The 14,660-nt window shown below is 46.4% G+C and carries 14 protein-coding genes; 9 read left to right on the forward strand and 5 right to left on the reverse strand.

Translation table 11 applies throughout. From position 1 onward, the window contains the following. The first annotated feature begins 125 nt into the window (after nucleotides 1-125). From asnB to NST47_RS08310, 4 genes are all read left to right on the forward strand, one after another. Nucleotides 126-2,003 (forward strand): asparagine synthase (glutamine-hydrolyzing), encoded by a 1,878-nt coding sequence (gene asnB / locus NST47_RS08295; RefSeq protein WP_341154708.1) that lies wholly within the window; start codon nucleotides 126-128, stop codon nucleotides 2,001-2,003. A gap of 19 nt (nucleotides 2,004-2,022) precedes the next feature. Beyond that, nucleotides 2,023-2,766, forward strand: coding sequence for a Cof-type HAD-IIB family hydrolase (locus NST47_RS08300; protein WP_341154709.1), 744 nt, complete (start codon nucleotides 2,023-2,025; stop codon nucleotides 2,764-2,766). Between the two features lie 23 nt (nucleotides 2,767-2,789). After that, a complete protein-coding gene (locus tag NST47_RS08305; protein WP_076232402.1) occupies nucleotides 2,790-3,269 on the forward strand; it encodes a DUF456 domain-containing protein in 480 nt (159 codons plus the stop codon). 66 nt (nucleotides 3,270-3,335) lie between these two features. Then, on the forward strand, nucleotides 3,336-5,021 hold the full coding sequence (locus NST47_RS08310) for a putative polysaccharide biosynthesis protein (RefSeq protein WP_341154710.1): 1,686 nt from the start codon (nucleotides 3,336-3,338) through the stop codon (nucleotides 5,019-5,021). Nucleotides 5,022-5,128: 107 nt separating this feature from the next. Here the strand turns inward: NST47_RS08310 and NST47_RS08315 are convergent, their stop codons facing one another. Next, nucleotides 5,129-5,563, reverse strand: a complete 435-nt coding sequence (locus tag NST47_RS08315; protein WP_341154711.1) for a small multi-drug export protein — start codon at nucleotides 5,561-5,563, stop codon at nucleotides 5,129-5,131. A 279-nt stretch (nucleotides 5,564-5,842) separates the two neighbouring features. On the opposite strand from NST47_RS08315, the gene NST47_RS08320 reads away from it, so the two are divergent. Then, nucleotides 5,843-6,991, forward strand: coding sequence for a Gfo/Idh/MocA family protein (locus NST47_RS08320; protein WP_341154712.1), 1,149 nt, complete (start codon nucleotides 5,843-5,845; stop codon nucleotides 6,989-6,991). Between the two features lie 178 nt (nucleotides 6,992-7,169). Here NST47_RS08320 and NST47_RS08325 read toward each other — a convergent pair whose 3' ends face one another. Together NST47_RS08325 and NST47_RS08330 are read right to left on the reverse strand one after the other, a co-directional pair. Further along, nucleotides 7,170-8,630 carry a substrate-binding domain-containing protein gene (locus tag NST47_RS08325; protein ID WP_341154713.1) on the reverse strand — a complete coding sequence of 487 codons (1,461 nt, stop codon included), beginning with the start codon at nucleotides 8,628-8,630 and terminating at the stop codon, nucleotides 7,170-7,172. 169 nt (nucleotides 8,631-8,799) lie between these two features. Next, nucleotides 8,800-9,297, reverse strand: a complete 498-nt coding sequence (locus tag NST47_RS08330; RefSeq protein WP_341154714.1) for an ester cyclase — start codon at nucleotides 9,295-9,297, stop codon at nucleotides 8,800-8,802. A gap of 137 nt (nucleotides 9,298-9,434) precedes the next feature. On the opposite strand from NST47_RS08330, the gene NST47_RS08335 reads away from it, so the two are divergent. Then, a complete protein-coding gene (locus NST47_RS08335) occupies nucleotides 9,435-9,908 on the forward strand; it encodes a MarR family winged helix-turn-helix transcriptional regulator (RefSeq protein ID WP_445667366.1) in 474 nt (157 codons plus the stop codon). 84 nt (nucleotides 9,909-9,992) lie between these two features. Beyond that, complete coding sequence (locus NST47_RS08340) at nucleotides 9,993-11,579, forward strand: copper amine oxidase N-terminal domain-containing protein (RefSeq protein WP_341154715.1); 1,587 nt, start codon at nucleotides 9,993-9,995, stop codon at nucleotides 11,577-11,579. Between the two features lie 101 nt (nucleotides 11,580-11,680). Here NST47_RS08340 and NST47_RS08345 read toward each other — a convergent pair whose 3' ends face one another. Both NST47_RS08345 and NST47_RS08350 read right to left on the reverse strand, forming a co-directional pair. Beyond that, nucleotides 11,681-11,884, reverse strand: a complete 204-nt coding sequence (locus NST47_RS08345; protein ID WP_076232390.1) for a ribbon-helix-helix domain-containing protein — start codon at nucleotides 11,882-11,884, stop codon at nucleotides 11,681-11,683. 12 nt (nucleotides 11,885-11,896) lie between these two features. Then, complete coding sequence (locus tag NST47_RS08350) at nucleotides 11,897-12,739, reverse strand: SPFH domain-containing protein (protein WP_341154716.1); 843 nt, start codon at nucleotides 12,737-12,739, stop codon at nucleotides 11,897-11,899. A 190-nt stretch (nucleotides 12,740-12,929) separates the two neighbouring features. Between NST47_RS08350 and NST47_RS08355 the strand changes: the two genes are divergently transcribed. Both NST47_RS08355 and NST47_RS08360 read left to right on the forward strand, forming a co-directional pair. Then, on the forward strand, nucleotides 12,930-13,274 hold the full coding sequence (locus NST47_RS08355) for a thioredoxin family protein (protein ID WP_076232388.1): 345 nt from the start codon (nucleotides 12,930-12,932) through the stop codon (nucleotides 13,272-13,274). A gap of 200 nt (nucleotides 13,275-13,474) precedes the next feature. Then, nucleotides 13,475-14,407 carry a COX15/CtaA family protein gene (locus NST47_RS08360; protein WP_341154717.1) on the forward strand — a complete coding sequence of 311 codons (933 nt, stop codon included), beginning with the start codon at nucleotides 13,475-13,477 and terminating at the stop codon, nucleotides 14,405-14,407. Nucleotides 14,408-14,660 lie beyond the last annotated feature (253 nt).

The raw sequence follows: 14,660 nt of genomic DNA on the forward strand, positions 1-14,660 counted from the left end.
CTGTCATGGACGGGTTCTTTTGGTGCAGCCTTACGGATTTTACTAAGAATATGCTATACTAAAATATCGAATAAATCGAATGATAGTTAACGTTGCCGTTGTACACTTGAGGAGGAAATGAAGACATGTGCGGTATTACCGGAGCAATGTATTTTGAAGATAGGGAACCGTCTCAGACGATGCTGAAAGCAATGACGGATTGTATCGTGCATCGCGGACCCAATGATTTTGGATTTTGGGGTGAGAACCGGATTGGACTGGGCTTTCGCCGGCTGTCCGTTATCGACCTTAAGGAAGGTCACCAGCCTCTGTCCAATGAGGACGACACCGTATGGATTGTTTTTAATGGGGAGATTTATAATTATAAATATTTACGCAGCTCGCTTCAGGAGAAGGGGCATGTGTTCAAAACACATAGTGATACCGAGGTTATCGTTCATATGTACGAGGAGTTCGGGGAGGATTGTGTGAAGCATCTTCGCGGGATGTTTGGATTTGTGATCTGGGATCGTAAAAAGAAGCGTCTATTTGGAGCGCGTGATCATTTTGGGATCAAGCCCTTTTATTATTTCAAAAACAGCAGGCAGTTTTTGTTTGGATCGGAAATTAAAAGCTTGCTGGCTGCAGGCGGCATGGACCGTTCGATACATACAGAAAGCTTGCTCAATTATTTGACCTTTCAATATGTACCGGAGCCGGATACCATGTTTCGGGATATTCAAAAGCTGCCTCCGGGTCATTATATTTCCATCAGTTACGATGGACAGATGGAGATCAATCGTTATTGGGATCCGATGTTTGAGACTGAAGAGCGTCCTTTTGAGGATTATGTCGAACAGATTCGCGAGGGCTTGAAGGATTCCGTTATTCATCATATGCAAAGTGATGTTGAGCGCGGCTGTTTTTTGTCCAGTGGTATTGATTCTACGGCGATAGCCACCCACATGCGTTCGATTGAGCCAATCCGCACATTTTCCGTCGGCTTCGAAGGTGCTAACAATGAGACGGGGATTGCTCAACAGACAGCAAGAGCGTTGGATACCGAGCATTATTCGAAAATTATTACGCAAAAGGATTTTTTTGATGTGCTTCCCAAGGCGGTATGGCATCAGGATGAGCCGGTAGCTGATCCTTCGGCTATCGCTTTGTATCATGTTGCACAGCTGGCACGCGAACAGGTTACCGTTGTTTTATCCGGAGAAGGTGCCGACGAGCTGTTTGGCGGCTATCGAATTTATAACGAGCCAAATTCGCTGCGCTCGCTGGACCGTCTGCCGATGGGCCTAAAGCGGATGCTGCACGCCGTTGCAAGAATGATGCCTCAGGGGTTATACGGGAGAAACTTTGTGCTTCGCGGTACGACACCGCTGGAACAAAGATTTTTGGGCAACGCGAAGATTTTCACCGAGGATATGAAATCTGAGGTCGTGCGCATGGATCAGGAAATGCTGCGCAGCTACCGCAACCCATGGCAGATTGCTGAACAGTACTATGCCAAAACCAGGCATCAGGATCCTGTCACTCGTATGCAATATATCGATATGAATCTGTGGTTGCCGGGCGATATTTTGATGAAAGCCGATAAAATGACGATGGCCCATTCACTGGAGCTGCGAGTGCCCTTTCTGGATGTGGAGCTGTATGAGGTCGCTCGTAAAATCCCGGCACGTTATCGAATCGCGGAAGGCACGACCAAATACATTTTCCGTAAAGCAATGGAAGGGATCATTCCTGATTTTATTCTTAACCGTCCGAAGCTTGGATTTCCGGTACCGATGCGCGATTGGCTGAAAGGCAATCAAGGCAAAGTGATGCTGGAGCAGATTGAAGCCAGCGGTATTGAGGATTACATTAACATGGGTACGATTCGTAACATGGTAGCCAAACACCAGAATGGACAAGGTGATTATGCAAGGCGTTTGTGGACCGTCTATATGTTTGCCCTATGGCATGTTACGTACATGCAGGACCTGCCTAAGCCTTCTGTAGCCGCAGCACTGTAGAGAGAGGGGACTTGAACGAATGAATAAGGGAAATTACAAGCTTATTGCTTTGGACATGGATGGAACACTGCTGACGGAGGATAAAAAGGTATCCGAGGAAAACCGTGCAGCGATCCAGGCTGCCGAGCAAGCCGGAATCAAGGTGATGTTCGCAACCGGACGAGGGATTCAGAATGTGGAAGCTTACATTGATGAGCTAAAGCTGGAAGCGCCGATTGTTACCGTAAATGGAGGCGAAGTCTGGTCAGCACCAGGCAAGCTGCACAGCCGTGCACTGCTGGAGCCTGCTCTTATCAAAGAAATGCATGCACTGGCAATTGAGTATGATACGTGGTATTGGGCTTATGCGGTTGGTGATATTTATAATAAGGAACGATGGGTAGAGCAGGTGGATGCCAGACAGTGGCTGAAGTTTGGTTATTATTATGAGGATGCAACCTGTCTGCAGGCTATTCGTACCAAGCTGGATTCATGGGGCGTATTTGAGATTACGAATTCGCATCCAGCGAACCTGGAATTAAATCCCAAAGGCATTCATAAAGCGAGCGGTGTCCGACAAGTATGTGAAATGTTTGGCTATGACATGTCGCAGGTGATAGCGATGGGAGACAGCCAAAATGATATTTCGATGATTCGCGAGAGCGGACTTGGCGTAGCGATGGGCAATGCACAGGAAGAGGTCAAAGCGCTGGCAGACGTAATCACAACGAGCAATGAAGAGCACGGCGTGGCGCGGATTATTGAGCAATATATTTTATCTTAAGCAGCTCTCAGGAGGTTTCCACCATGCTCATAACGGCTTGGATTATAGTCATTCTCTTGTTTATAATCGGCATGATCGGGGCCGTTTATCCGATTTTTCCGGGAGCGGTAGCGATTTTTGCAGCATTTTTTGTGTATGGCTGGATGGTCAGCTTTGAGCCCTTCGGTATTTGGTTTTGGGTCATTCAATCGACGATTTTCGTGGGTTTGATTGTGGCAGATTATGCCGTCAGCGCGCTCGGGGTGAAGAGGTTTGGCGGGAATAAGGCTTCTGTCATCGGCAGTATGATCGGTTTGATTGTGGGTCCGTTTGTCATTCCTATCGTTGGTTTAATCGTGGGTCCGTTTCTCGGGGCCGTTATTGGAGAACTCATCATAGGAACAGAAGCCAAGCAGGCGTTCCGGGCAGGCCTTGGCGCATTGATCGGATTGCTTTCAAGTGTTGTGGTGAAATTGGTTTTGCAGGCATTAATGATTGTGTTATTTTTTATTTGGGTGCTGTAAGGAGAAGTTCATGCCTGGTTCGGCAGGCGGTCGAGTATACAGGCAATCAGGCAGGGAGTAGGGAATATGGTGGCAAAGGATTCACTGGTAAAAGGAACACTCATCTTAACCGTGGCAGCGCTCGTTGCAAGAGCACTTGGTGTTGTTCAAAGGGTTCCGCTAATTGTTTTATTGGGTGACATCGGGATGGCGAGCTATGGAATCGCCTTTAACATCTACTCGATGCTGCTGGTTGTGGCAACAGCCGGTATTCCAAGTGCGCTTAGCAAAATGATTTCAGAACGCACGGAGCTTGGACTTTATGCAGAAGCAGATCGCATTTATCGTGCTGCCATAGCGTTCGCTGTAGGGGCGGGAGTTGTCATGACTGTATTCCTCTACGTTTTTGCGCCTTATTACGCTAACATGACATTGAATCCGCAGGCAGCGCTGCCGATACGCACATTAGCGCCTGCGCTGCTGCTGTTTCCGTTAATTGCCATTATGCGCGGCTATTTTCAAGGCAGACGGATGATGATGCCCAATGGCTTATCACAAATTGTGGAGCAAATATTCCGTGTCGCTGCATCAGTCCTGCTGGCTTACTTATTGCTCGCGCATAGCTTGGATTGGGCAGTTGCAGGTGCTTCATTCGGAGGAGTAGTCGGCAGTCTGGCGGCGGTAGCGGTGATGATTTATTATGCGCTTAGGCTGCGTCGCAATGATCGTTCGGAAGGCATGGGGGGATCGGAGCAAGCAGGTGTCTCTCGGTTGGAGACAAAGACAGCTTCAAGTCCGCTTGCGTTCAAAACCATTTACGCACAGCTGTTTAAGCTGTCGATTCCCATTGTCATCTTCTCCTTAACCGTTACTTTGGTGTATACGATTGATTCCTCGATTGTAACCTTGCTCTTGAAGGATCAGATCGGAGAAGCCAGTGCACAGGAGATACTTGGTGTGTTAGTCGGACGTGCTCAATCGCTTGCGGGGATTCCTATCATTTTGGCAATAGCGCTCAGTCAGTCGGTGGTGCCGATCATTTCTTCCGCTTATTCCAAAAAAGATTGGGTACAGGTAGGCGAGCAGACGGGTAAGGTGATGCAGCTATCGATTTTAAGCGGTTTACCGATGGTGCTTGTTATTTGCCTGGCAGCAGGTCCCTTAAACGGATTTATTTTTGGTAACTTAAAGCATTCGGCTGTTGTTGATACGTATGCGGCACCGATGATCATCTTATTAACGATCAGCTCGATTTTTCAGATTGTGATGCAAACCTCGGGTGCTGTATTGATGGGGATGGGTAAAATGCGTCCACTCGTACTGCACGTAATAGCAGGTATTGCCATCAAGCTGGTGGCCAGCCTGGCGCTTGCGCCTTGGCTTGGAATTTATGGAATTATAGCGGCTACTTGTCTTTGCTTTATGGCGATGACCGTGCTCAATTTGTGGGTGCTTCGCAAAGAAGTTTCCTTCCTTATTCTGGGTGCCCGTCGCTGGTTTGGTGTGGCGGTGACGACGGTACTGATCGTGCTCATTGGTATTGGCCTGAGCAGTGTTGTTCATGCTTATATCGGGCCTTACAGTCAGCCTCGTCTGGCTCCCTTTATTCAGGCCGTTATCTTGTGTGCAGTTACGGCTGGGGCTTATCCTGTATTACTGATGTTAACCAAAACAGTAAGTATATCGGATTTGCACCAAATGCCGCGTCCTATTCAACGTCTGGTAGGTCGGGTAGCCCCGAAGCTGCTGAATAGAAGCAGCAGTAAGCACTGACTCCGTGTCGGTGCTTTTTCTTTTGTAACTAGAAAAAGGAACCTGTTGTGGGAACAGGTTCCTTCATAATGGTCAGCTTTCAACATGATGTAATCAGCCGCAACTGTTTATTTTGGCATAATCAGCATCAAGCCATAGGCTGCAGCAGTTGTCAGCACAGCACTCCAGAACACAATGCCTACTCCCATCCATAACAGCAGTTTACGAGGCTCTGCGCTGAAAGAGATCCCAATTGCGGCCCCCAGTGGAGAGCCTGTTAGCAAGGGCGATAAGAAACCGAGTCCGATAATACCATAACGATTCCAGATACGGCCCATGCGGCTGTTTTTTCCATTTTTGTTTTTTTGAAATCGCCGTATCAACCATTCCCGCAAGGAACTCCCAAAGAAAATAATGATCAGCGCGCTGAGCCATGACCCGAGTCCGCTTAATATGCCTGTTGTGACGGGATGGAGCTGTAGAGTAAATCCTAATGGAATTGCCAGCCATAGCTCAAGCATGCCGGAACCCAGGACAGAAATCCATGAAAAAATATGATTCACCAAGCTCACTCACCTTCTGAGGTCAATTTGATTCTTGTATTGGGTTATCTATACATACGTACAAGTCCTCGTTTGGTCCCGTAGACCATCAATTCTAGCAGATCATATGACGATTTGCACGAAAATGGGTTAACCTCGCCGGATTAACTGACTGATCTATAGGCAGCCATCTGCTTCTTTTGAGTCAAAAAGGCTCAAAATGGACAAATAATATAGTAGCGAGCTTTACATGACCGATTTGTTACAAACCTAATGGATTCATAGGAAGGGATGGTTGATATGGGTGATCAACAAATAAGAATCGGATTGGTTGGATATAAATTTATGGGAAAAGCACATAGTCATGCTTATCGTGACCTGCCGTTTTTTTTCGATCTGCCGGCCGTCCCTGTGATGCAGGCGATCTCTGGCCGGGATGAGGATGGCGTTAACGCGGCGGCTGACAAGCTGGGCTGGGCTTCTCATGAAAATGATTGGCGAACTTTGATTCAACGAGATGATATTGATGCCATCGATATCGTCACTCCGAACCATTCACATGCAGAAATCGCCATTGCAGCCTTGGAAGCAGGGAAACATGTATTGTGCGAGAAGCCGCTGGCGATTAGTGTAGATGAGGCCAAGCGTATGCTGGCAGCTGCTCGCAAATCGGGCAAGGTCCATATGATTTGTCATAATTATCGCTTCTCTCCCGCCGTACAATTTGCCAAGAAGCTCATTCGTGAGGGGCGCCTCGGTCGTATTTACCACTTTCGAGGCCTGTATTTACAGGATTGGCTTATAGACCCCGACAGCCCGCTTGAATGGCGGATGCGCAAGGAGGAGAGCGGATCTGGCAGTCATGGTGATTTGGCCTCACATATGATTGATCTGGCGCGTTTTCTTGTTGGAGACATCGACGAGGTAGTCGGCACAATGGAAACCTTTATCAGCGCCCGCCCGCTGCCTGAACAGGAAGCCCCGGAGAAAATAACGGAGATGGGTGAGGTTGATGTCGATGATGCATCCGTATTTATTGCCCGCTTCAAGAATGGGGCGATCGGTACATTTGAGGCTACCCGTTTTGCAGGCGGTAACCGCAACGGCAATCGTTTTGAAATCAATGGTGAACGCGGCTCCATACGGTGGGATTTGGAAAACATGAACGTACTGGAAGTATATTTAAAGGATGATGAGCCGGGTCTGCAGGGCTTTCGAACGATCACCTGTACGGAAACCGAGCATCCTTATGGGAACATTTATTGGGCACCTGGCCATAATATCGGCTATGAGCATACCTTTTTAGGCTTGATGCGTGAGTTTTTGAATGGCATCGCTACAGGTCGCTGTCCACAACCGAGCTTTGCCGATGGGCTTCAGAATCAAATGGTGCTGGAGGCCGTCGAGAAATCAAGCCGCAGCCGGCAGTGGGTATCTGTAGACGGCTAATACGCCATTCTAGTGATGGGAACGAACGAAGTATCTTCTCCAATCGACTTATCATAAGGAAGCCTCCAAATCCACTGTCATAGTGGGATCGGAGGCTTCCTTTTTTACATAAGGTGGGGAGTGAGATGCGGAGTTGACCTTTCGCACAACGGCTTCATATGCTCTCTCGATTGCTTGGTCACTGGATCGGTACAAATCCACTCTTCTCGATAGCGGCAGCTCCCTTGGCGCTTAGAAGCCAGCTGAGCAAACGTGAGGTTGATTCATCCTGAGGCTCTTCATCGCGGGTGACGGCATAGAGCACAGCCGTTAACGGATAGCTGCCATTGCGTATGTTGTCCTTATTGCTTTGAATGCCATTGAGCTTCACAAACTTCACTCCCTGGCGGCGGTGCATTTCATTGGCGTAATAATAAAATGAGTACCCGATCGCATTGTTGGCATTCGTATATTCAGCTACCTTATCGATCATACCGCCCATTCCGGTAATTTTGTGTTCCCTTGCCGCTGTCATTAAGGAATGACCCTTCATCACCTTGGTTTCCATATAGGTTTGGCTTCCTGAGTTGGGTTCTCTCTGAAAAGAGGTGATGGCCTCGTTGTTCCCGCCAACCTCCTGCCAATTATGAATGGTTCCCGAATAAATGGCTTGAATTTGCTGGAGCGTAAGCGACTCGATGGGGTTGTTGTGATGGATGAGAAAAATAAAAGCATCTTTGCCAATAGGCGTCAGCTTCAAAATGACTCCGCTCTCCTTGGCCAGCAGTTGCTCCTCATCCGACGGTCCGGCAACGAGAATAAGGTCGGCTTTTTTGCTAATCAGATTGACGTAAGCATTGTGGGTTGTGCTGAAGCTGACGGCACGTTCGGTTTTTGGACGATTCATCCCTTCAAGCTGATGTGCCAGCTCTTGTCCAAGGTGGATAGCGGCTGTGGCTCCATCTACTTTGGGGTAAGACTGCGGTGTGAACTCGGCAAAGCTTGGGATAAGTAAGGAAACTCCGAAACAGAGCGTCATACAGCAAGGAATGGCGATCACTGAGATCAAGGTGTTGAGCCGGGACCAAGACCATGAAGAAGTGATGGAATAAAGCGACGTACCTAATATGCCGCATAGAGTAGGCAGGAAGGACGCGGCTAATCCGATAAAGGGCATCCAGCCACCGGATACGTAATGTCGGATATAGTCGAAGCCATGGGTTGCCCATGATACGTAAATAAGATAAATGAACCAGGTTTCTCCTGCAAAGCCATCCATCGGAGAACTGCCGAGGTAGCAGGAGTACCACAAATACACACCTACAAAAAGCACCGGCAGCGAAGTAAAGGCAAGTAATGGGACTGATTTCCTACTGACAGCAGCGAGAAGCAGCCCATAGCTGACGAATGCTGCTGCAATCACCGAGAGGATCGTTACATGAAGAAGAGCCAGACTGCCATCGCTAAAATTATCCGTTTGCAGCCAAGAGGCAACCGAAGATTCAGTAAGTACAAGGGTTCCAATGGTTGCAACAAGATAAAGAACAAGCGTTACGATACCCCAGCCCAGCAATGAGAAGATGATGAGCATCCAGTCTAGTGCACGTGATTGAACAGATTGCTTGTTGGCCTCGGGAGTGGAAGGATCGGTTGGAATCATGAGATCGGACCTCTTTTCTATACACATACAAATCAGATCATGATGTTCAACATATTCCACTTACGAAGGTCATTTCCTGCACTCGGATGATCTAATCCTTTTTGATAATATCAGAATGTATAAGTTTTCAGCGGAGCTGAATATTCTGATATTGCAAGAAAAGCTACATTTAAAACACGAATGTATCTTCACCGAATAGGCTTCGATCAGAAGCTTTTCTTATTTTACAAGCATTATCAAAGCTGAGCTGGGCACCAATTTGCCGCAAAAGCGTTGCCGTATCGAATAAAGCCCAATGTTCAGCGATTTGACCATCCCTGATTACATATTCCCGATAAATAGTTGCTTCGATCCGATTACCGGTAGGTGCAGTTCCTCGAAACGCTCCCAGATGAGTGCCGCGCATGACCATCCGTACCATAACCTTATCCCCTTGAGCGATAATCTCACTAATGGTGCTGTGTTGATCCGGAAATGCAGTATTCAGCACAATAGCCATTTGCTCCAGGCCCTCCGCGGTTTGCGGTGTATAGGCGTGATCCACATAATCTGCGGTCAATACAGTTTCAATACAGTCTAGCTTCTGCTGATTCCAAAAGGTTTCGATAAAATCCCGAACAAGCTCGATATTGGCTTGTTCCTTCGTTTTGGGTGCTGCGGTTGTCATAAAATAACCTCCTTGATGTGACCAAAGCTCGATCTGATCGGGCTCAGTCCATATAGTCAATTAAATTGACTAATATTTATGTTATAATAGTTTGGAAATATTGTCAATCTAATTGACTATCTAGGGAGGCTCTACCGATGATGAATCAACCGTCTGGAAGCTATGAGTTAACGATCCTGCTAGGGCTGTCATTCAGCGCTATAACGGATGATCTGCATAGACAATTGGCCAAAAAAGGCTTTGATGATGTGCGTCCTGTTCATGGGTTTTTGTTTCAGCGAATTGCAGCCAAGGGAGCTACCGGCAACGAAATCGCGGAGCATCTGGGTGTTACCAAGCAAGCCGCGAGTCAAATGATCGATTATTTGGAGCAGCATGACTATATAGAGCGCAAGCCGCATCCGCTTGATGGCAGGGGGAAGCTTGTTATCCTCACTGAACGGGGATGGTCCTGCATCCGAAATACGGAAGAGATTTTTATAAGCATTGAGCAGCGATATGCGGATATTGTGGGAGAGGAAAGAATGAATATGCTTAAGGCGGATTTGCGCAGTCTGGTCCATTCCATCAGTGATGACAGCAGCCCACTGCGGTTTCGCCCGGTATGGTAATTACCCCAGAAAAAGGAGTTTGCGCTGCTCATGTCGAATTGGTACCGGATGCCATAACAAATCTTATTATGACGGAGGTACAGAATGAACAACAGAAAACCACACTCATGGATCGCGCTACTGTTAGTAGCAGCACTGATTATGCTGACAGGGTGCCAGTCCGTAGATGGTCTGGATCTAAACAAGGTCATGAAAAATTCGTATACTATCCAATCTGCCGAAAGCAAACAAACGATAGCGTTGGAGATCACACCTAATCCCGCTGCAGAGTTAATGACTGAAGAAGATAAAAAAGCATTTGAGCTGTTCAGTAACGTGCAATTGACAATTTCCGAAGCCATACAGCAGGATTATAGCCATATTTCCATTAAAGGTGTATTTGAATACAATAAGGGAAAAATACCGTTTCAACTGACAATATCTGACCAGGATTATACGATTTTGGTGGAGGGTGCCAAGAAACCGATTGTTATTCACAACAACGGAGCCCTGCAGGAGCTGCAGGCCCAACATGGCTTATCCAAGGAAATGGAGCAGCTGATCAAGCAGACCTATCAAAAAATATATGATTGGTATCCGTCCCTTGGGGGCTATATAGCCGGGCTTATCCCGAATGTGAACAAAATTTCTGTATCGAGCGCTAGTGAGATGGTTGGTACTGAAGGCCTGAAAGGTAAAAATATCCATGTAGAGCTAAAAGGAAGCGAGCTCGTTGAGCTTACCCGATCGTTTCTGAAAAATTTGCTGGCTGACGACAAGGGTTTAAAAGAAACGCTGAGTCAAATCTATGATATCTTCGTTCCGATTGTGCAACAAGTCATGAAAGAAGATCAGGATGCAAGCGGCTCTTACAGTGATATGATTTCACCTTATTTAAACAATAAAACATTGGCTGTAGAGCTTGCCTACACGTATATTACGAGCAATTTGAAACAAACCATTGAATACTATGATACGTATGTCAAAGAACTATCCGAATCGTATTCGGGTGAAGCGTTGCAGGTATTGCTGAGTGATAAGTTTTCCGTGAAGTCGGACGTGTTTGTCGATGGTGATTTGATGCCGCGTAAGTCATCAACCGAGGTACTAGTCAACATGCCTGATGACGATACAACAGCAGTAAAATCGGTTAAGCTGACCACCACAGCCCAGACCTGGAACATTAACAAGCCGGTTAAAGCAGCTGTAATTGATACAAGTGCAGGACAAATTGAAATGAATTCATTTAACAAGCACAACCAGATTCTGGCTGCTTTGGACCCGAAATCATCCTTATATGAATTATTAAAATATGATCTGCATATTACCAAAAAAGATATTAACCTGTTGATGGATAATTACAGCGGCTTCGATGATTCCACCAAGCCCTTTTATCGCGATGGCGTTATTATGGTTCCTGCCCGGTTTGTTGTTGAAGAGTTGGATGCAGAAGTCAATTGGAATGCCGCCAATCAACAAGTTACAGTTACAGATCCATCAAGTAACGTAGTTATTAAGCTGAATGTTGGCAGCAAGCAGGCGACGGTGAATGGCCTAATCAAGCCGCTTGAAGTCGAGGCAGAGCTTAAGGATGGAACAACCTACGTACCTGTCCGATTTATTGCCGAAAGCTTGGGTGCCACTGTGAAATGGAATTCAGATATGCAGATGGTTACGATTAGCCGCGAATAGTATTCACTGACTCATCTTGCTTCTTTTCTCATAAGCAGCAGTAAAAAGCCTGATTCTGCCGGATCAGGCTTTTTGCTGCTGCTTTATATGTGCATATATCCCTACTCTTCTTGCTGAGAAGCCTCTGGTTTTTCCTTGGGAACTGATGCTTTGGGACCGGGTAACCTACCTGCACGAGCTACCGCCTCACGAAGCAAAAATTCAAGATGTCCATTCACACTTCGCAATTCGTCATCAGCCCAACGTTCGAGTGCCTCATACAGCTTGGGATCTATACGCAGGGCAAAGCTTTTTTTGGAAGCCATCAGATGGGTCCTCTAGTACAAGCTGCTTGTATTAATAATAGGACTCGCAGAGCGGTCGGATACAATCGCGACCAGCAGATTATTGATCATCGCAGCTTTACGTTCCTCATCCAGATGGATGGTGCCATCCTTTTCGATTTGAGCGATTGCCATCTGGACCATGCCGACAGCACCTTCCACAATCATGGTACGCGCCGAGATGATGGCGGATGCCTGCTGCCGCTGCAGCATGGCGCTTGCGATTTCAGTCGAATAAGCCAGATGTGTCAGCCGCGCTTCCATCACTTCAACGCCAGCCAGCGACAACCGTTCCTGCAGCTCTAGTCCAAGCTCTCTCGAGATTTCCTCCGAATTGCCGCGAAGTGAAAATCCGGTGTCGTGAAACAAATCATACGGATATTTGCTGGCAACGTGCCGCAAGGCCGTTTCACTTTGGATTTCAACAAACTGCTCATACTTGTCAACATCATACATCGCTTTGGCTGAATCGATCACACGAAATACAACGACAGCAGCAATCTCAATCGGATTACCTTCAATATCATTGACCTTCAGCTTGATGCTATTAAAATTGCGAACCCGTAATGAAACCTGTTTGCGCATAGAAAAGGGGAGAGTCAGCGATATGCCATTATTACGGATCGTTCCCACGTACCTGCCAAAGAAAGTGACGACGAGGGCTTGATTGGGTTGAACAATAGTCATACCCGACAAAAGGATGACCGAGATCACAAGTGCAATGATACCTAACATTACATACGTATTAATCAGCAATACAATACCAAGACCGACAAATATGGCAATTAACAGCAATCCAAGAAACCCGTTTTGTACCCACGCTTTATACTCTTTCATAAATATCACTCCTTAAAAGTTGATTAGTTAACTATTCACTTTCATATCATAATGATATCACTTATTCTAATAAATGTAAAACGTATGACAAAATTTTCATAAATCGATCGGGCCTTGACAGATAAAAAACATCATGCTATAACTAATAAAAGCTTTTTCTTAAAGCTTCATTCAGAAGGCGGTGGATGTTATGGAGCAAGTGAAATCAGAAGCGATTTTTCAACAAATTATAGATGGTGACAAGCCAACCATTGCAGTATTTAAAGCGACCTGGTGCAAGGACTGTCATTATATTGAGCCTTTTATGCCGTCGATCGAAGAACAATATGGAGACCGATTGAATTTTATCGAATTAGACCGGGATGAAGTTCCAGATTTATGTGAGCAGCTTAACATTTTGGGGATTCCAAGCTTTATCGCTTTCCGTAATGGTCAGGAGCTTGTTCGGTTTGTAAGCAAGCTTCGTAAAACAAGAGAAGAAATCGAGCAGTTTTTGGACCGTGCTGTAGAAGTTGCCACTGCTCTCAATAAATAAACCCGTTTCTGATGACGGATTAGAGCCGATTGCTTTCAGGGAAATATATCCTGGAAACAATCGGCTTTTTAGTTTCGATGCTTTGTAACAATTCCGCATGGATTTGGCTCCCTTTTATCGATATAATAATACATGAGCGATCGACTTGTCAGTCCGTGACGTATCCTGTCGAAGCTCAGAAAAGTAGGTGATATCAGCATATGAACCAGCAAAAATGGCTCAAGTACTTCTCATTTGCCAGCATGTATGGCATGTTTTTGATTCTCGTTATGGGCGCGCTCGTGACGAAAACAGAGTCCGGCCGTGGGTGTGGAGACGATTGGCCGCTATGCAACGGAAAATTTGTTCCAGCGTATACGATTGAATCGATTATCGAATACAGCCATCGGTTTGTTGTAGGTGTGGTAGGAATTGTTTTGCTCATTGCGACCATTCTTGTTTTTATTTGGTGTAAAAGAAAAGATGCGAAGATTTTCGTGTCTGGAGCGATGTTTTTTACAATACTGCAGGCTGTGCTGGGGGCTCTGGCTGTCATTTGGCCGCAATCCTCGTCGGTTTTGGCGCTGCATTTTGGATTTTCTTTAATGGCATTTGCATTTACTTTGCTGCTTTCCTTGGTGTTTACCCGCTTTGGAAGCATGCTGTCGGGTTCGACCGTTTCCATTACCGCTGGACTTCAATGGGGCATTTTCCTGATTACCATTTACAGCTATGCAGTCGTATATCTGGGTGCATTCGTGCGGCATACGCAATCCTCAGGTGGATGCATTGGATGGCCGTTATGCAACGGGAGTATTATTCCCGATATGATTGGCCCGACCCGAATCGTGTTTGCCCACCGGATGGGGGCTGCGGCCTTGTTCATTCTTCTGTTGTGGTTGTTCCTTGCGATACGTTCTCAAACACGTTCTCAGGACAATATATATCAATCCGCCAAATGGGCGCTGATTCTCGTGATTTTACAAATCTTCAGCGGCGCTTTTGTGACCTTGTCCATTGGATACGATGTGTATTTGATCGCGAGCCTGCTGCACGCGGTGCTGGTCTCCGCTTTGTTCGGGATATTGTGTTACTTATGTGTACTCGCCTTTTTGGCCAATAAGCAGAACGGACAGGCTTACAAAGCTCGATAGCTGCGTAAGCCTGTTGGTTTTTCCATATGATTGCAGGATGATGAATGTAAAGCTCAGTAAGTCCAAAGCGTATCTGGACTTATGAGATAGTTTGGAAGCGCTACACAAACAAGATGGCAATAAGAGGAAAAGTCTTATATAAAAATTGCACTGACATACACAGAAGATCACGATAATGGGTATCCTATTGTGAGGACTTGCCTGCCTCGGAAGAGGGACTATCACTCTGCTGCATGAATACCGATGTATAGGA

This window comes from Paenibacillus sp. FSL H8-0034, assembly GCF_038000305.1.
Lineage (GTDB): Bacteria > Bacillota > Bacilli > Paenibacillales > NBRC-103111 > Paenibacillus_S.